Origin of the sequence: Micromonospora sp. DSM 45708, assembly GCF_039566955.1 — a bacterium.
In the GTDB taxonomy this organism is placed as follows: Bacteria; Actinomycetota; Actinomycetes; order Mycobacteriales; family Micromonosporaceae; genus Micromonospora.
The window spans coordinates 6,384,699-6,402,408 of sequence record NZ_CP154796.1; the positions used below are offsets into that span (position 1 = coordinate 6,384,699).

At 73.3% G+C, this 17,710-nt stretch carries 16 protein-coding genes; 10 read left to right on the top strand and 6 right to left on the bottom strand.

The features are described from left to right. Window positions 1-4 precede the first annotated feature (4 nt). A complete protein-coding gene (locus VKK44_RS27900) occupies window positions 5-4,858 on the top strand; it encodes a wHTH domain-containing protein (protein WP_343444148.1) in 4,854 nt (1,617 codons plus the stop codon). Window positions 4,859-4,958: 100 nt separating this feature from the next. On the opposite strand, the gene VKK44_RS27905 is transcribed toward VKK44_RS27900, so the two are convergent. The 5 genes from VKK44_RS27905 to VKK44_RS27925 all read right to left on the bottom strand — a co-directional run bounded on the left by VKK44_RS27905 (window position 4,959) and on the right by VKK44_RS27925 (window position 8,852). Next, the gene (locus VKK44_RS27905) at window positions 4,959-5,711 is read right to left on the bottom strand and encodes a hypothetical protein (protein WP_343444149.1); all 753 of its coding nucleotides are present in this window, start codon (window positions 5,709-5,711) and stop codon (window positions 4,959-4,961) included. Continuing rightward, window positions 5,708-6,223: a SigE family RNA polymerase sigma factor gene (locus tag VKK44_RS27910; RefSeq protein ID WP_343444150.1), complete on the bottom strand. Its 516-nt coding sequence runs from the start codon at window positions 6,221-6,223 to the stop codon at window positions 5,708-5,710. Before VKK44_RS27910 ends, VKK44_RS27905 begins: the two co-directional genes overlap by 4 nt. 99 nt (window positions 6,224-6,322) lie before the next feature. Then, window positions 6,323-6,571 carry a hypothetical protein gene (locus VKK44_RS27915; RefSeq protein ID WP_343444151.1) on the bottom strand — a complete coding sequence of 83 codons (249 nt, stop codon included), beginning with the start codon at window positions 6,569-6,571 and terminating at the stop codon, window positions 6,323-6,325. Window positions 6,572-6,614: 43 nt separating this feature from the next. Continuing rightward, complete coding sequence (locus VKK44_RS27920; RefSeq protein ID WP_343444152.1) at window positions 6,615-7,388, bottom strand: TNT domain-containing protein; 774 nt, start codon at window positions 7,386-7,388, stop codon at window positions 6,615-6,617. 171 nt (window positions 7,389-7,559) lie between these two features. After that, entirely contained in the window at window positions 7,560-8,852 is a 1,293-nt protein-coding gene (locus VKK44_RS27925; protein WP_343444153.1) for an acetyl-CoA C-acetyltransferase, read from the bottom strand. Between the two features lie 53 nt (window positions 8,853-8,905). Here VKK44_RS27925 and VKK44_RS27930 point away from each other — a divergent pair, with 53 nt between their 5' ends. The 7 genes from VKK44_RS27930 (at window position 8,906) to VKK44_RS27960 (ending at window position 15,291) form a co-directional block, all read left to right on the top strand. Then, the gene (locus VKK44_RS27930; protein WP_343444154.1) at window positions 8,906-10,261 is read left to right on the top strand and encodes a 3-oxoacyl-ACP reductase; all 1,356 of its coding nucleotides are present in this window, start codon (window positions 8,906-8,908) and stop codon (window positions 10,259-10,261) included. Continuing rightward, complete coding sequence (locus tag VKK44_RS27935) at window positions 10,261-11,355, top strand: MaoC/PaaZ C-terminal domain-containing protein (RefSeq protein ID WP_343447924.1); 1,095 nt, start codon at window positions 10,261-10,263, stop codon at window positions 11,353-11,355. The genes VKK44_RS27930 and VKK44_RS27935 overlap by 1 nt, the downstream gene beginning before the upstream one ends. Window positions 11,356-11,439: 84 nt before the next feature. Further along, window positions 11,440-12,192, top strand: coding sequence for an NUDIX hydrolase (locus tag VKK44_RS27940; RefSeq protein WP_343447925.1), 753 nt, complete (start codon window positions 11,440-11,442; stop codon window positions 12,190-12,192). Next, window positions 12,189-12,908 carry a BUD32 family EKC/KEOPS complex subunit gene (locus VKK44_RS27945; protein ID WP_343444155.1) on the top strand — a complete coding sequence of 240 codons (720 nt, stop codon included), beginning with the start codon at window positions 12,189-12,191 and terminating at the stop codon, window positions 12,906-12,908. Before VKK44_RS27940 ends, VKK44_RS27945 begins: the two co-directional genes overlap by 4 nt. 10 nt (window positions 12,909-12,918) lie before the next feature. Then, window positions 12,919-13,878 (top strand): hypothetical protein, encoded by a 960-nt coding sequence (locus VKK44_RS27950; protein ID WP_343444156.1) that lies wholly within the window; start codon window positions 12,919-12,921, stop codon window positions 13,876-13,878. Next, window positions 13,875-15,137: an adenylosuccinate synthetase gene (locus tag VKK44_RS27955; protein ID WP_343444157.1), complete on the top strand. Its 1,263-nt coding sequence runs from the start codon at window positions 13,875-13,877 to the stop codon at window positions 15,135-15,137. The genes VKK44_RS27950 and VKK44_RS27955 overlap by 4 nt, the downstream gene beginning before the upstream one ends. A gap of 16 nt (window positions 15,138-15,153) precedes the next feature. After that, window positions 15,154-15,291 carry a hypothetical protein gene (locus VKK44_RS27960; RefSeq protein WP_343444158.1) on the top strand — a complete coding sequence of 46 codons (138 nt, stop codon included), beginning with the start codon at window positions 15,154-15,156 and terminating at the stop codon, window positions 15,289-15,291. A 14-nt stretch (window positions 15,292-15,305) separates the two neighbouring features. Here the strand turns inward: VKK44_RS27960 and VKK44_RS27965 are convergent, their stop codons facing one another. Further along, complete coding sequence (locus VKK44_RS27965; protein ID WP_343444159.1) at window positions 15,306-15,944, bottom strand: TetR/AcrR family transcriptional regulator; 639 nt, start codon at window positions 15,942-15,944, stop codon at window positions 15,306-15,308. A 79-nt stretch (window positions 15,945-16,023) separates the two neighbouring features. On the opposite strand from VKK44_RS27965, the gene VKK44_RS27970 reads away from it, so the two are divergent. Together VKK44_RS27970 and VKK44_RS27975 are read left to right on the top strand one after the other, a co-directional pair. After that, window positions 16,024-16,476 carry an SCP2 sterol-binding domain-containing protein gene (locus VKK44_RS27970; RefSeq protein WP_343444160.1) on the top strand — a complete coding sequence of 151 codons (453 nt, stop codon included), beginning with the start codon at window positions 16,024-16,026 and terminating at the stop codon, window positions 16,474-16,476. A 2-nt stretch (window positions 16,477-16,478) separates the two neighbouring features. Continuing rightward, window positions 16,479-17,693, top strand: coding sequence for an acyl-CoA dehydrogenase family protein (locus VKK44_RS27975; protein WP_343444161.1), 1,215 nt, complete (start codon window positions 16,479-16,481; stop codon window positions 17,691-17,693). Window positions 17,694-17,710 lie beyond the last annotated feature (17 nt).

Genomic DNA, 17,710 nt, shown 5'->3' on the forward strand with positions numbered 1-17,710 from the left:
CGTCGTGGCCACCTTCCGTGCTCTCCTGCTCGGCGTCGCGGAGTACGACGACCCGCAGATCCTGCCGCTGCCGTTCGTCACGAACGACATCGGCGCACTGAGCGTGGCCCTGGAGGAGACCGGATACCGGGTCCGGACCCTCGACAACGGCCGACTCAGCCGGCCGAAGATCTGCGCCGAGGTGGGACAGTTCCTCGGCGACGCCCGCCCGAACGACAACCTGCTCGTCTACCTCAGCGGGCACGGCGCCCACACCGAGGGCGTCGACTACCTGGTGCCGTCCGAGGCCGACCTGCGGATCCCGCTGCGGGAGTCGATGGTCCCGCTCACCTACTGGGCCGGCGCGCTGGAGCGCAGCCGCGCCGGGCAGGTGCTCTTCGTGGTGGACGCCTGCCGGGAGGGGTTCGACCAGGAGGCCATGGCGCTGGAGCTGAGGAAGTGGAGCACCGGGCGGATCAGCCACGTGGGGCAGCAGCGGATCGCCTACCTGTTCGCCTGCGGCCCCGGGGAGAAGGCGCAGTTCGTCCCCGGCGCCGGTGACTCCTTCAGCGTCTTCTCCCGGGCGTTGCAGCAGGTTCTGGCCGGCGGTGAGGCGGGCCGCAGCCTGGAAGACCTCGTGACCGCGGTCAACGAGCAGATGAGGGAGCTGGCGGCGGCCTTCGACCGGCGGGTCCAGACCGCGCACGCCCATCCGGACGCTTCCGGGATATCCCCCTTCCCGATCTCGTCGCGCCGGTCGACGCAACGCTCGTTCGACTGGGTGGCCCAGGCACAGGCCCACCGGGCCTGGGACCTGGTCGCGCCGTCGCTGGCCAGCGAGGAGCTCCGGTCCTCCACCATCAGCCTGGTCGAGCACGTGGTGCGCCTGCGCCGGGACGCCGCACGGGAGTTGACGGGCGACCCGTGGCACGAGCCGGATCTCGCGACGCGCATCAGTCGGCGGGTCGAGTTCCTGACGAACCTCGTCGCGTTTCCCGCCGCGACCTCGGCGGGCGAGCTGCGCCTGTCCGCGGCCGAGGCCGCGCTGCTGGTCGCCGGCCCCTATCTGTACGACACGTTGTGGACGCTGCGCGCCGCCCGCGCCACCCGTGTCGATCCGGCCAACTGGCACCCACCGGAGCAGCCCGACCCCGAGAGTGACTCCTACCGGCGTTTCGCGCAGAGCTTCCCGCGGCTGTGGCGCCGGCTGAACGGCCAGGCACAGAACTCGGACGTCGCCGGTCAGATCGGGTGGTGGCTGCTGCATCGCTGGATCGCCCGGCAGTCGCTGACCCGGTCCGACGGGGACGTCGCGGAGCTGATACCGCTCGGGGTCGCGTCGCTGTACCTGTCCGCGCGGGTCTTCGAGCAGCCCCGGGTGACCGAACTGATCAGGAGCCTGCGCGGTGGTCCGGGCTTCCTCACCCGTACCGACCGACCCGGGCGGTTGCAGAGCCGCTGCACGGTCGGCGCGGGAACGGCCGAGGAACAACCGGTACGGGAGCGTCTGGTCGCCTATCTCCTGGCCGCGGGACGCGCCATGGCCATCGAGGCCGCCGCGCTCCCGGAGGTCGTCGTCGAGCACATGGGGATCAGCGATCCGGTGTCGCCGGACGAGCTGCACGCCTCCATCGACTCGGTGGACTGGGAGTCGCGCGGACCGGTGCGGGTGCTGCGCACCACCTGCGCCCACCCGGCCATCGAGATCGCCCTGCGGGCGCACGTCGAGTTCTTCGACGCGCTCCTGGTCGAGATCCAGGACGCCGCCGCCGAGGACGCTCATCTCCATCCGCTCTCGGCCCTGCCGGCGCACGCCTCGGCGGACCAGGTGCGCCCGAGCGAGGGGCCGGACGGGCGGGCCTACCAGTCCGCCGGGGTGCGGTTCCACCTCGCCGAGGACCGGATCCAGGAACTGCTCATGGGTGAGCAGCTCTACGGCGATCCGCTGCTGGCCATCCGGGAGCTGTACCAGAACGCGCTCGACGCGTGCCGGTACCGCTCCGCCCGGAACGAGTACCTGAACCGCACCGGCCGGACCACACCCGCGTGGGAGGGCAGGATCGACTTCGTCCAGGGCAGGGACGAGCGGGGACGCCCGTATCTGGAATGCGTCGACAACGGCGTGGGCATGGGGGTCCGGGAGCTGACCGACGTCTTCTCACAGGCCGGGACCCGCTTCGTCGAGACGTCCGAGTTCGTGGAGGAGCAGTCGCGGTGGGCACGGCTGGAGCCGCCGATCGACCTGTTCCCCAACAGTCGCTTCGGGGTCGGCGTGTTGAGCTACTTCATGCTCGCCGACGAGATCACCGTGGAGACCTGCCGATTCGGCCAGGAGGGGCGGCCCGGTAGCCGTCTCTGGGTGTCGATCGCCGGGCCGGGCAACCTGTTCCGGATCCGGGAGACCGGGCCGGGACAGGACGCCGGCACGAGAGTCCGGCTCTATCTCCGGAAGGACACCGAGAAGCTCTCCAGCTCGGACTTCCTGCGTCGGCTCCTCTGGGTGGCGGAGTTCCGGACCACCGTGACGTACGACGGCGAGACCGCCGTGTGGGAACCTCGCCGCCTGTCGACCATCGCTCCGTTGGGGACCGACCCGTTGGGGGCGGGCGAGGAGTCCGGCCGGTCGCGCAAGGCTCCGGTCGTGGTCAGCTCGGAGCCTCATCCGGTGTGGTGGTGCGACCGTTCCGGCGCCGTCCTGGTGGACGGCATCTGGCTCCAGGAAGCGGACTTCAACGCGGTGGTCAACCTGTACGGCCGGCGGGCCCCACGGCTCTCGGTCAATCGGACCCAGATGCTCGACGACGAGTCGAAGGAGGTGACCGCTCTCCTCCAGGAGGCCGCCGAGGCCGCGGGCGCCCCGGGCAGCCCGCTGTTCGCCCATGAGTGGATCTCGGATCTCGCCACGCGTCAGCCCGTGGTGGCGGACTCGGTGTTCGAGCTGGCGCTCCGGGCGGGCCGGACCTCCTGGCCCACCGGCAGCCTGGCGGACGAACTGCTCACCGTCGGCTGCTATCCGCCCGACGCGACCCTGATGGCGCTGGCCGTCGACACGGTCGATCCGGGACGTGACTCGTCGGACCGGCCGTTCCGGGAGGTGGTGGACCTCAACCATCCGGTCGGGACCTGGCGTCTGGTGGCGTGGATCGCCGCCGGTCTCCACGGCCCCGAGCTGGCGGTGACCGAGGGGCGCATCATCCGGGCACGGCCCAGCGACTCGATGCTCACCCGGGTCGACGGTGCCGGTCGTTCCTGGATCGATCCGGCCCAGCCGGTGCCGATCGGTCACCTCATCCACACGGCCACGAACCGCGGCCCCTCCATTCAGATGGTTGTCGACCGGCTCGTCGAGCTCGGCTATCCGGCGCCTCGGCATGAACTGCCCGACCCGACGAGCCCCACCGACCGGCTGCTGCTGAGTCGCGACCTCGACGGCAGGGGACCGTGGTTGCACCAGGCCGACGAGGTGCCGGTCCCTCAGCTCGTGACAGCGGCGGCGAGGGCGGGCATCGCCACGGAACTCGCCGCGGACCGGTTCCGCCGGCTCGGCTTCACCGTACGCGACGCGCCGCCGGGCGGCCTGGCACATGTCGATCTTCTCGTGGCGAGCGTGCAGTTGGACGGCCGGCGTCCGTGGTTCCGGCCCAGCCAGGCCGTCTCGGGTGGGCATGTCGTCGTCGCCGCGTTCGTGGCCGGCATCTCGGCCGAGGAGGTCGTCGACCGGCTACGCCGGCTCGGCTACGTCGCGGCGGTCCCGCCTCGTGGTGACCTACCCGCCGAGGTGGACATCAAGCTGCTCTGGGGGCTCGACGAGCTGCCGGAGATCCTGAGCGAGTCGACGGCGACGCGCTCGGCTCTCGCTGTCGACCTTCGCAACCGCCGCTACAACACCTCCGGCAACGACGGCGTGCTGGACGCGTCGGAGCCGGTCTCCCCGCACACGCTCGTCGCGGCGGCCAGACGCAGCGGGCTGGGCCCGGACCAGGCCGCCGCACGGCTTCGGCAGCTGGGTTACCAGCTCCTCGGGCAGGATTTTCCGGACACCGTCGCCGAGAACGATCTCGTGCTCCTCAGCCGGGACCTGGACGGTCGGCAACCGTGGCTGGACCCGGGCACCACCGTCTCGCCCTCCCATCTGGTCGCCGCGGCGCGCGAACTGGAGCTGACCCCCACCCAGGTCGCGTCCCGGCTCGAGAAATACGGCTACGCCATCCCGGCGCTGTCGCTCCCGGACATCGTCACCTTCACGGATGTCGGGCTGCTCAGTCGGGACCTGGACGGCGACACGCCGTGGCTGGACGGAGTCAGGATCATCCCCCCGGGGCACGTCCTGCTCGGCGCGAAACGCACCGGCCTCACCCACGCCCAGGTGCACGAACGGCTCCGGCGCTTCGGCCTCACCACGATGCCCGACCTACCGCCCGACGACGTGACCTCCGCAGACCTGATCATTCTCAGCCTGCAACTGGACGGCGAGCACCCCTGGCTCGACGTGGAGCGGCCCACGCCGGTCGGCCACCTGGTCGCCGCGGCGCACCGGACCGGTCTCACCCCGGCCCGGGTGGCGGACCGGCTCCGGGAGTTCGGCCACCCGACGCCCGGACACTCCCTGCCCGACTACGTCACGGCCGAGGACGTCACGCTCGTCAGCCGCTCGCTCGACGGCCGGGGCCCGTGGGTGGACCCGGCCGACGCGCTCTCCCTCGGACGCCTCGTGGTGGCCGCCCACGTCACCGGGCTCGGTCCGGCGCGGGTGTCGCGGCGACTCGAAGAACTCGGTTTCCAGGGCTTCGACGAGTGCCGCATCGCACCTTCGGTCGGTCTGCCCGAGGGCGCGGTCATCCGACTCGTCCCACCGGAGGCGCCGCCGCCCCGTGCCTGAGGGGCTCCGGCGTGCCTCCTTCTGGAACGCTACGGTCCTTCGCGGTGGCCTCACGAGAGCCACCCCGGCCCGGATAACCGGGCCGGGGCAGGCTGGTCGACTACAGCCGGATCGTCGGGTCCAGCGCGACGCCGATCATCTCCTCGGCCGTCAGCAGGTGCCGGTCGGTGGCCGGGTGCGTCTGGACCTGCACCCAGGTCCCGTCCGTGCGCACGACGGTCACGAACCGTTCGACGATCCGGACGGCGGGGCCCGGCACGGTGCGCCGGCCCTCGAAGTCCGCCACGACCACCCGCTCGCCGTCCGGGCCGGTGAAGGATCGGCACTTCAGCGAGCCAGGGGTGCAGCGCTGGGGACCGGCGGTCTGGCCGGGTCGGGGTCGACCCACGAAGACGCCCAGGTAGGAGCGGACGTCGCCGCGCGCCGCCACGCCGACCCCGAACCAGCCGGTCATGGACTCCCACTGGAACGGCTGCACCGACCACTGGGGCGTGTCGGTGAGCGGGCCGCCCCAGGTGGCCTGGTCGGTGACCGGACCGGCACCGCGTACCCACCGCAGGTCCGGCGCCTCCCGGTCGAGCGCGGCCAGCATCGCGGAGCGGAGGTGCTCCGCGGGGTCCACCGCCGTGGCGGACGCCGCCGAGTAGGCGGGGGCGGGCCCGGCGGCCGAGCCCGGTCCGACCAGTGTGCCGGCGCCGAGCGCCAGCGCCAGCACCGCGGTCGCCGCCGAGGCCGTGTACGCGGTGGTGCGCCGTCGGCGCCGTCGGCCCTCCCGGGTCACCAGGGCATCGACGTCCACGGCCGTCGGTGGTGCCGCGCCGATCGCCTCGTCGAAGATCTGCCGGTACGTCATCTCTGCCTCCCGCTCTCCACTGCCGAGTCCGGTGAGGCGAGCAGGCGGAGCGTCTCCAACGCCCGGGCGGCCTGACTCTTCACGGTCCCGCTGCTGATGCCGAGCACCTGGGCGGTCTCCTCGACCGAGAGGTCGCAGTAGAACCGGAGCACCACCACCGCGCGTCGCCGGGGGGCGAGCCGCCCGAGCAGGTCGAGCAGCACCTCCCGCTCACCGACGTCCGGCTCCCCGGCGGCCAGGTCCGCCCGGTCCGGCACGTCGTCGGTGCTGCGTTCGCGCCGCCACGGCCGTCGCCGCTCGTCCAGCCAGGCGTTGGTGAGCATCCCCCGGACGTACGCGTCGAGGTTGTCCGCGTCGCGGGCCCGCCGCCAGCTCCGGTAGAGCTTGCTCAATGTGATCGACACCAGGTCGTCCGCCGTGTGCCAGTCCCGGCAGAGCAGGTACGCGGTACGGCGTAACGGCTCCAGCCGAGCGGACACGTAGTCGCGGAACTCGTCGTCGCGCCCGGTCACGGAACAGCACCCGTCGCTCGCCTCATGCCCAGGGGACGGAAGCCGGGACCGATCAGGTTGCCCGCCTCACGGATACCGCGTCGATGCGCCCCGGTCGGCTCACGGAGCGGGGCGGCCGGTGAGCGCGCGCCAGAGCCCGTCGCCCGCCTCCTCCTCGGTGTCGAAGCGCTGCCGGACGTCGTACGTCCCGCGCTCGTAGGCGCCGATCTCCCAGCCGCCGGCGCGGGCCCGGCGGAGGAACCAGAAGTCGGGCGGGACCGGCACGTGTTCGTGCACGCCCTCCAGTGCGAACGCGTCCGGGGACAGCCCGGCCGCCAGCAACGCGGCGCGTACCTGGTGCCGGTTCACGCCCGACCTCCCGTCTCGTCCAAGAGCTGGCCGGGGCCTGCGCTCACTCCCCGGCGGTCAGATCCTCTTCCGCCAGGAACCCGTTGTCGAGCAGCCACTGCACGGTCAGCGTGGCCCCGGCCTGCGGCAGGTACGCGGGGTTGAGCTGGAACTGGGTGCCCATGCCGGGCTGGGCGAACCACGACGCGATCGGGCCGGAGTCGACGGTGAACGGCTTGACCACGCAGTAGACGTGGTAGTTGGCGAGCGGCGCGTTCGCCGGGGTGTTCAGGCTCTGCGGGGTCAGCGCGCGCGAGCTGAACGGCGTGCCGAGCGGGGCGAGGAACGCGCCGCCGGAGAAGCCGAAGCGGTCGAGCCGGTAGCCGGCCAGCAGCGTCTGCGCCTGCTTGATCGGCCGGCCGTCGGGGGCGATGACGAATCCGCTGGCCGGCGGGTAGACGTACGTCGCCGGGTTCCCGGTGGTGTACTGCGCCAGGAACTGACTCTCGGTCAGCGCCCCGAACCGCTGGTAGCCGGCGAGCAGCGGCCCGACCGGCGAGGCGGTGGGCAGCTCGGCCGGGCCGAGCATCGGGTTGTTGTCGTAGAACTCGGTGGTCGGCGGCGCGATGGGCGGGGTGCCGGGGCGGCAGAGGTTCGGCGTGGGCGTGGGCGGAGGTTGCGGCCGGCCGGAGTCGGCCGCGTCGCCGGCCGGGGGAAGGGCGACCGTCCGGGCGGCCGGCGTGGTGGCGGCGGTCGCGCCGACCGGCTGGGCGGCACCGGGTACGAGGACGAATGCCGCGCCGGAGACGAGGGCGAGCAACCAACGGCGTTTTTTCACCGAAAACCTCCATTTTTGGATGGATCAGTGCAATCCATCCTGGGAGGTTCTCGGCAGTAAGATGAGCTTTCGTCCGGTTCGCTACCTGATCGGGCTATCGCCCGCCTGCCGCGCTTCTCGGCCGGTCACCCCCGACGCCCACCCGGCGAGAACCGGGCGGGCGTCGCCCGTTCAGCGCTCCAGGATCGCGGTCACGCCCTGCCCGCCGGCCGCGCAGACGGAGATCAGGCCGCGCCCGCTCCCCTTGCGGTCGAGCAGCTTGGCCAGCGTGGCGATGATCCGGCCGCCGGTGGCCGCGAACGGGTGACCGGCGGCCAGCGACGAGCCGGCGACGTTCATCCGGTCCCGGTCGATCGGGCCGAGCGGCGCGTCCAGGCCCAGCCGTTCCTTGCAGAACTCCGGCGACTCCCAGACGGCCAGTGTGGCCAGCACCTGCGAGGCGAACGCCTCGTGGATCTCGTAGAAGTCGAAGTCCTGGAGCGTGAGCCCGGCCCGCGACAGCATCCGGGGCACCGCGTACGCGGGCGCCATCAGCAGCCCCTCGTCGCCGTGCACGAAGTCGACGGCGGCCGTCTCGGACCAGGAGAACCAGGCGAGCACCGGCAGGTTGTGCGCCCGCGCCCACTCCTCGGAGGCCAGCAGCACCGTCGACGCGCCGTCGGTGAGCGGCGAGGAGTTGCCGGCGGTCATGGTCGCCCGGTCGACGTCCGGGCCGGTGACACCGAAGATCGGCTTGAGCGAGCCGAGCTTCTCCAACGAGGTGTCCGGGCGGAGGTTCTGGTCGCGGGTCAGCCCCAGGTAGGGGGTCATCAGGTCGTCGAAGAACCCCTCCTCGTACGCGGTCGCGAGCCGCTGGTGCGAGCGGAGCGCCAGCTCGTCCTGGGCGGCCCGGTCGATGTTCCAGCGCAGCGCGGTCCGGGCGGCGTGCTCCCCCATGGACAGCCCGGTACGCGGCTCGGCGTTGCGCGGGATCTCCGGCTTGAACGGTTGGAGCGGGCGCAGCTTCGCGGCCAGCCTGAGCCGCTCGCCGAGGGTCCGGGCGGAGTTGAGCTGGATCAGCGTGCGGCGCAGGTCCTCGTTGACCGCCAGCGGCGCGTCCGAGGTGGTGTCCACGCCACCGGCGACGCCGACGTCGATCTGCCCGAGGGCGATCTTGTTGGCGACACCGATGGCGGCTTCCAGCCCGGTGCCGCAGGCCTGCTGGACGTCGTACGCCGGGGTGTGCGGGTCGAGCCGGGAGCCGAGCACGACCTCGCGGGTGAGGTTGAAGTCCCGGGAGTGCTTCAACACGGCGCCGGCCGCCACCTCGCCGAGCCGCTCGCCGGCCAGCCCGAACCGGGCGACCAGCCCGTCGAGCGCCGCGCCGAGCATGTCGGCGTTGGACGCGTGCGCGTAGCGCGAGTTGGACCGGGCGAAGGGGATGCGGTTGCCGCCGACCACCGCGACCCGCCGGACACTCTGCACGATCGGCCTCCTCGAAGCTGTCGCCGAACCCTACTCACCAGTAGGCTACGCCTATGACCGACAGGTACGCGAGCTTCGTCCAGACGGGGGCCGGTCGCGCGCTGGTCAAGCGCCTCGGGCTGCCCGACCCGCCCCGACTGCGCCGGCACACGCCGGGCGACCCGCTCGTCCCCGGGCCGGTCCTGCTCGGCTCCTCGACCGGCGGCCAGCTCGTCGAGCCGGTCCGCCAGCGCCTGACCGCCGCCGGGGTCGAGCTGGCCGACCCGGCCGCCACCGCCGCCGGCAGCCGCTTCGCCGCCCTGGTGTACGACGCCAGCGGCGTCGCCGACTCCACCGGGCTTCGCCAGCTCTACGACTTCTTCCACCCGCAGGCCCGGTCGCTGCTGCCCAGCGGTCGGGTGATCGTGCTGGGCACGCCGCCGGCCGAGTGCGACTCGCCCCGGGAGGCGACCGCCCAGCGCGCGCTGGAGGGGCTGACCCGCAGCATCGGCAAGGAGTTCGGCCGGGGCGTCACCGCCCAGCTCGTGTACGTCACCCGGCACCGCGATCCCAGCACCCCGGTGAGTCTGGAGTCCACGCTGCGCTTCCTGCTCTCCGGCCGCTCCGCGTACGTCTCGGGTCAGGTCGTCCGGGTCGGCGTCGGCACCGCCGTCGCGCCGGCCGACTGGGACCGGCCGCTGGACGGGCAGGTCGTGCTGGTCACCGGCGCGGCCCGGGGCATCGGCGCGGCGCTGGCGAAGGTGCTGGCCCGCGACGGCGCCCGGGTGGTGGCGCTGGACGTCCCGGCGGCCGGCGACGAGCTGGCCGCGGTGGCCAACGGGATCGGCGGCAGCGCGGTGCAGCTCGACCTGACCGCGCCGGACGCGCCGACCCGGCTGGCCGAGCACCTGGCGTCCCGGCACGGACGGGTCGACGTGGTGGTGCACAACGCCGGCATCACCCGGGACCGGACGCTCGGCCGGATGGACGCCGACCGCTGGGACTCGGTGATCGACGTCAACCTGTCCAGCCAGGAGCGGATCAACGACGTGCTGCTGGAGCGCGACCTGATCCCGGCCGGCGGTCGGATCGTCTCGGTCTCGTCGATCGCCGGGATCGCCGGCAACCGGGGGCAGACCAACTACGCGACCAGCAAGGCCGGTGTGATCGGCCTGGTCGACTCGCTCTCCCCGGTGCTGCGCGAGCGCGGGATCAGCCTGAACGCGGTCGCGCCCGGCTTCATCGAGACCCGGCTGACCGCGCGCATCCCGCTGACCATCCGCGAGGCGGGCCGGCGGATGAACAGCATGGCCCAGGGCGGTCTGCCGGTGGACGTGGCCGAGACGATCGGCTGGCTCTCCTGGCCGGCGACCGGCGCGGTCAGCGGCAACGTGGTCCGGGTCTGCGGCCAGAGCCTGCTGGGGGCGTGATGGCACCCCGCGACCACGACCGCGACGACCTGACCCTGCCGGACCTGATCGAGGGCCCCACCCAGGACCTCACCTCGGCCCGCGCCGCCGCGCTGGCCGCCCGGGCCACCCCACCCCCACCGTCCTCCGCCTCGCCCCACTCCGACGATCGTGAGGTTGACGGCACGTTTGGTGATCCACAAGGCCGCCAACCTCATGATCAACGGGGCGGGAAGCCGGGTGGGGAGCCGGGCGGGCGGCGACGCGTCGAGCTGGGGCGACTGCCGGCGGCGGGTGGGCTGTACCGGCGGGCGCTGCTGGGGGCGGTGCCCGGTCTGGGCGGGCGACGGGGGCGGGAGCTGCCGGCCGTGGAGCTGGCGGTCTCCGGGGTGCCGGTGGACCCGGCGCACCTGGCCGACTACGACCGGGTCTGCGGGTTCCCGCTGGCCGACCGGCTGCCCGCGACGTACCTGCACGTGCTCGGGTTCCCGCTGTCGCTGCGGCTGATGACCGCCGCCGACTTCCCGATCCCGCTCACCGGCGTGGTGCACGTGGCCAACCGGATCACCGTCCACCGGCCGGTCCGGGTCGGCGAGACAGTCGACTTCCACACGTACGCGGAGAACCTGCGTCCGCACGAGCGGGGCCGGCAGCTCGACGTGGTGCTGGTCGGCTCGATCGACGGCGCGGAGGTGTGGCGCGGCGTGTCGACGTACCTCGGGAAGGAGCGCACGGCCGGCGGCGGCGCACGGCGCGACCACGGTGACCGCCCGGCGCCGCCGGCCACCTCCGCGCAGTGGCGGGTGACGCCGCGGGTCGGTACGGACTACGCGCGGGTCTCCGGCGACCACAACCCGATCCACACCTCGAAGCTGGGCGCGCGGCTGTTCGGCTTCCCGCGCCCGATCGCGCACGGCATGTGGAACAAGGCGCGCTGCCTGGCCGCGTTGGACGCCCGACTGCCGGACGCGTACACCGTGGACGTGGCGTTCAAGCTGCCGGTGCCGCTGCCGTCCACGGTGGCGTTCCGGGCCGCCGTGGACGGCGCGGGTTGGGACTTCGGGCTGCACGGCGCACGGGACGGACGACCGCACCTGGTCGGCACCGTCCGCTGAGGAGAGAGGGGACTTGGCGTCCCCTCTTTTGTGCGCTAAGTTGTTCTCAGATTGAGTTGTTCTCAACCTGAGAGAGTGAGCGCCGTGAACGAGCAGGACTTCCTCGCCGGATACGACCCCCGCGACTACCCGGCGGTCGCGGTCACCGTCGACGTGGTGGCGCTGACCATCCGCGAGGACGCGCTCCACCTGCTGCTGATCCGACGCGGCGCCCCGCCGTACGAGGGGCACTGGGCGCTGCCCGGCGGCTTCGTCCACCCCGACGAGGACCTGACCGCCGGCGCCCGGCGCGAGCTGGCCGAGGAGACCGGGCTCGGCGGCGAGCGGCTGCGCCGGGTGCACCTGGAGCAGCTCGGCAGCTACGGCGCGCCCGACCGGGACCCGCGCATGCGGGTGGTCTCGGTCGCCCACCTGGCGTTCGCGCCCGACCTGCCCGAACCGGTCGCCGACAGCGACGCCGACGAGGCGATCTGGCTGCCGGTCACGGCGCTGACCAGCCGGCAGCTCGCCTTCGACCACGACCGGATCATCACCGACGGGCTGGAGCGGGCCCGCTCCAAGCTGGAGTACACGCCGCTGGCCACCCGGTTCCTGGCGCCCGAGTTCACCATCACCGAGCTGCGCGCGGTCTACGAGACGGTCTGGGGCCATCCGCTGCACGCCGGCAACTTCCACCGCAAGGTGCTCTCCGTGCCGGGCTTCGTGGAGAGCACCGGGGCCAGCACCGAGCGCGGCGGCGCACGCGGCGGACCCCGCGCCAAGCTCTACCGCCCCGGCGACGCCCGCCTCCTCCACCCGGCCCTGCTGCGCCCCGCCCGCGAGGAGACGGTCCGGTGACGGCCCCGCCGCACCCACCCGCCCGGCAGCTCAAGGCGCCGCAGCATCCGAGCGACAACGACCTGATGGCCCGCGAGGCACGCGCGCTGCGGCGGATCGCCGAGCGGGGCGACGCCCGCCACCTGGCGTACGTGCCCCGACTGGTCGACTCCTACCCGGTGCGTGACCCGTCGACCGGCGCGGAGCTGCTGGTCAACGAGCTGGAGACGGTCCCCGGGCTGCACAGCCTGGAGGACGTGCGCCGGGCGTACCCGGACGGGGTCGACCCGCGCGACGCGGCCTGGATGTGGCGGCGGCTGCTCGTCGCACTCGGCCTGGCCCACCGGGCCGGCGTGGTGCACGGCGCGGTGCTCCCCCGGAACGTGCTGATCGAGCCGGACGCGCACGGCCTGGTGCTCGTCGACTGGTGCTTCTCCACCGAGCCGGGCGGGCTGGTGCCGGCGCTGGTCACCGACGCGGCCGACTGGTACCCGCCCGAGGTCACCGGGAAGCGCCCCTGCGGCCCCGGCACCGACCTCGCGCTGGCGGCCCGCTGCATGACCTGGCTGATGGCCGACCGCGCGCCGCGCGAGCTGCGCGCGTTCGCGGCCGGCTGCCGGCAACCCGTGCTGACCGCCCGGCCGGACGACGCCTGGCGGCTGCTGCGCGAACTCGACGAGGTGCTGGAGCGGCTCTACGGGCCGCGCACCTTCCGACCCTTCACCCTCAACCCCTAGGGAGGCTGTCATGGGCAGCGGAATCTGGTCCACCGACGTGTACGACGCCGCCGACCGCTACCGGCGTCGGACCGGCAAGAGCGCGTTCTCCTACAGCGACGGCGGGGCCCGGCAGGTGCACCCCGCACTCGACCCGCGCGACGCGATGCGGGAGAGCCGCGACTCGGCCGAGCACCCGCAGTCGACGCCGATCGCGGTGCTCTTCGACGTCACCGGCTCGATGGGGCACGTGCCCCGGGTGCTCCAGCGCAAGCTGCCGCAACTGCTCGGCCTGCTGCTCCGCCAGGGGTACGCCCGCGACCCGCAGGTCCTGTTCGGCGCGATCGGCGACGCCACCTGCGACCGGGTGCCGCTCCAGGTCGGGCAGTTCGAGTCCGACAACCGGATGGACGACGACCTCGGCCGGATCGTGCTGGAAGGCGGCGGAGGCGGCCAGATGATGGAGTCGTACGAGCTGGCGCTGCACTTCATGGCCCGGCACACGGTCACCGACAGCTGGGAGAAGCGGGGCCGGCGCGGCTACCTGTTCATCATCGGCGACGAGCTGGCGTACCCCCGGGTGAAGGCGCGGGAGGTGGCCCGGCTCATCGGCGGCGGCCTGGCCGAGGACCTGCCGATCCGGCAGGTGGTGGACGAGGTCACCGCCCGCTGGGACACCTACTACCTGCTCCCGGCCGGCAGCCACTACGCCGGCAACCGCAAGGTGCTCGACTTCTGGCGCGGCCTGCTCGGGCAGAACGCGGTCGAGCTGGACGACCTGGACGCGGTCTGCGAGACCATCGCGCTCACCGTCGGCCTCGGCGAGCAAGCCATCGATCTGGACGCCGGGCTCGACGACCTGGACCGGACCGGCTCGACCGCCACCCGGACCGTCTCCCGGGCGCTCGCCGGGCTCGGCGGCGGCCGGCGCGCGGTCGCGGCGCTGCCGTTCACCCCGACCGACGGCGGCAGCGGGGTCACCCGGCTGTGAACCACGTGATGGTGGTCGACCTCGGCTACGGCGACGCCGGCAAGGGCACCGTCGTCGACGCGCTCTGCGCGACCCGGCCGGTGCACACCGTGGTCCGCTTCAACGGCGGCGCGCAGGCGGCACACAACGTCGTGCTGCGCGACGGGCGGCAGCACACGTTTGCGCAGTTCGGCGCCGGGACGTTCCGCCCCGGCGTCCGGACGCACCTGGCGCGGCACGTGGTGGTGGACCCGCTGGCGTTGGCCGCCGAGGCCGACCACCTCGCGACGGTCGGCGTGCCCGACGCGTTCGACCGGTTGACCGTGGACGGGGAGGCGCTGCTGGCCACGCCGTACCACCGGGCCGCCAACCGGGCCCGGGAGATCGCCCGGGGAGCCGACCGGCACGGCTCCTGCGGGCTCGGGGTGGGCGAGGCGGTCGCGTACGGCCTCGCCCACCCCGACGAGGCGCCCCGGGTGGCGGACTGTCGCCGGCCGGCGGTGCTGCGCCGCCGGCTCACCGTGTTGCGCGACCGGCTCACCGCCGAGCTGGGGCCGCTGGACGCGCCGCCGGTCGACGACTGCCTGCCCGCGTACGCGGCGTTCGCCGACCGGGTGGCGATCGTCGACCGGAGCTGGCTCGCCGGGGCGCTGCGCGCCGGCACCTGCGTCTTCGAGGGCGCGCAGGGCGTGCTGCTGGACGAGTGGCACGGCTTCCACCCGTACACGACGTGGAGCACCACCACGTTCGCCAACGCCGAGACGCTGCTCGCCGAGGCGGGGCTGGCCGGCACCGCGCAGCGGCTCGGGGTGCTGCGGGTGACCACCACCCGGCACGGCCCCGGACCGCTTGTCACCGAGGACCCGGCGCTGCCGTTCACCGACCCGCGCAATCCGACCAACGCCTGGCAGGGCCGGTTCCGGTTCGGGCACTTCGACGCGGTCGCCCACCGGTACGCCCTCGACGTGGCCGGCGGTGTGGACGGCCTGGCGCTGACCCACCTCGACCTGGCCGGCCCCGGGCTGCGGATCTGCCGCCGGTACGCCGACGGGCCCGACCGGCTCGTACCCGGTCCGGCCGGCGACCTGGAACGGCAGGCGGCGCTGACCGCCCGGCTGATGCGGGCGCGACCGGTGCTGGACGAGGCGCCGCCCGACTGGCCGGCGACCGTCGAGGAGGCGCTCGCCACCCCCGTGCTGCTGACGTCGCACGGCCCCACCGCTGAGGAGAAGGAGGGGCCCCTTGTTAACGCGTTCTGTCGAGGAAGGGCCCCCGCTTGACACGAACCTGGTCGGGGTGATCGTGACCACCGCGCGCTACGTGCCCGGCGGCCTTACCGCGGTCACGCTCACCAGCCCGCCGCCGGGCGCACACCCGGGCCGCCGCGCGGCGCGGTTGTTGAGCGAGGGGCCCCGCCTCTACCGGAGGCGTTGAGCGGGGGCCTCGCCTTACCCCGCACCCGGGCGCCAGGTGACGCCGCGCAGGAGCTGGTCGGCGCCGAGCCAGGCGACGTTCATCATCCGGGTGGCGGTCTTCTCGGCGTCGGCCTCGGGGTGGTCGGCCAGCCAGTCGGCGAGCGACTCGGACGCGCCCACCAGCGCGTACGCGACCACCTCCAGGTCGGTGGCGCCGACCTCGCGGCCGGAGGCGCGCAGCGCGTGGTCGAGCATGCCGGCGACCACCTCGACCAGCCGGCCGCGCATGGTGGCCAGCTCGGCGGCGAACGGCTGGGAGCCCCGGGCCTGCCGGTAGAGCACCGCCCAGCCGTCCCGGTGCGCGCCGACGAAGCCGAAGAACGCGCGCAGCCCGCGCCAGAGCCGCTCGTCGGCGGGCAGCTCGGGGGCGGCGGCGCCGGCGATGGCCTCCATCAGCCGGGTGCCCTCGCGGTGCAGGCAGGCGATGAAGAGCTCCTCCTTGGTGCCGAGGTAGGCGTAGACCATCGGCTTGGAGATGCCGGCGTCGTCGGCGATCTCGTCCATGCTGGCGGCGTGGAAGCCGCGTCGGGAGAAGACCTTGACCGCCGCGTCGAGCATCTGCTGCTCGCGGACGGCCCGGGGGAGGCGCTTGAAGGTCGGTGTGCTGGACACCCTTGCGAGCATACCTACTCGTGCGTAGGGTTACGCCAGAGTAACCAAAGTCGGCCCCGCCCGAGAGGTGCATTTCCCCATGACTGACTTCGACCCGGCCACCTTCGCGAACGTCGGCCCGAAGGAGTTCGCGCAGCTGGTCAAGTCCACCCCGGACGACAAGATCGCCGAGATCATGTCCGGTGACGCGCGCGGCAAGATCCTCAGCGAGGTCTTCAACCGGATGCCCACGCTGTTCCGCGCCGACCGCGCCGGCTCCACCAACGCGGTCATCCACTGGAACATCACCGGCCGTCCGGACGGCGGCACCGACACCTACGAGATCGTCATCGAGAACGGCACCTGCACCGTCTCGGACACCCCGACGCGGGACCCGAAGCTCAGCCTCACCATGGGCCCGGTCGAGTTCCTGAAGATCGTCTCCGGCGGCGCCAACCCGGTGATGATGTTCATGACCGGCAAGCTGAAGGCCAAGGGCGACCTCGGCCTGGCGGCCAACATCGCCAACCTGTTCGACATCCCCAAGGCCTGACCATGGCCGAGTTCTCGCTCGACCTGAACGAGGAACAGCGGGACCTTCGCGACTGGGTGCACGGCTTCGCCGCCGAGGTCGTGCGCCCGGCCGCGGCCGAGTGGGACGCCCGGGAGGAGACTCCCTGGCCGGTCATCCAGGAGGCGGCGAAGGTCGGCCTGTACGGGTTCGAGTTCCTCGCCACCTGCTGGGCCGACCCCACCGGCCTCTCCCTGCCGATCGCCAGCGAGGAACTCTTCTGGGGCGACGCCGGCATCGGCCTGAGCATCTTCGGCACCGCCCTCGCGGTCGCCGGCATCTACGGCGCCGGCACCCCGGACCAGCTCGTCGAGTGGGTGCCGCAGTGCTTCGGCGACGCCGACCAGCCGGCCGTCGCCGCGTTCTGCACCACCGAACCGGAGGCCGGCTCCGACGTCGGGTCGATGCGGACCCGCGCCGTCTACCACGAGGCCACCGACGAGTGGGTGCTCAACGGCCAGAAGGCGTACGCCACCAACGGCGGCATCGCCGGGGTGCACGTGGTCACCGCCTCCGTCGCGCCCGAGCTGGGCTCGCGCGGGCAGGCCGCGTTCGTCGTACCGCCGGGCACGCCCGGTCTCAGCGCCACCCGCAAGCTGCGCAAGCTCGGGCTGCGCGCCTCACACACCGCCGACGTCTTCCTCGACGACGTCCGGGTGCCGGGCCGCTGCCTGCTCGGCGGCAAGGAGGCGCTCGACGAGCGGCTGACCCGGGCCCGGTCCGGCCAGCGCGCCTCCGGCCAGGCGGCGATGCGCACGTTCGAGCTGTCCCGTCCGACCGTCGGCGCGCAGGCGCTCGGCGTGGCCCGCGCCGCGTACGAGTACGCGCTGGACTACGCCAAAGAGCGGGTGCAGTTCGGGCGGCCGATCATCGAGAACCAGGCGGTCGCGTTCGCGCTCGCCGACATGAGGATGGAGATCGACGCCGCCCGGCTGCTGGTCTGGCGGGCGTCCTGGATGGGCCGCAACAACCGGCCGTTCACCGCCGGCGAGGGCTCGATGTCCAAGCTCAAGGCCGGTGAGGTGGCCGTCTCGGTGACCGACAGGGCGGTCCAGCTCCTCGGCGGCGCGGGCTTCCTGCGCGACCACCCGGTCGAGCGGTGGTACCGGGACGCCAAGATCTACACCATCTTCGAGGGCACCTCCGAGATCCAGCGGCTGGTCATCTCCCGAGCCATCTCCGGGGTGCAGATCCGCTGATCGCCGCCGGAGCCCGG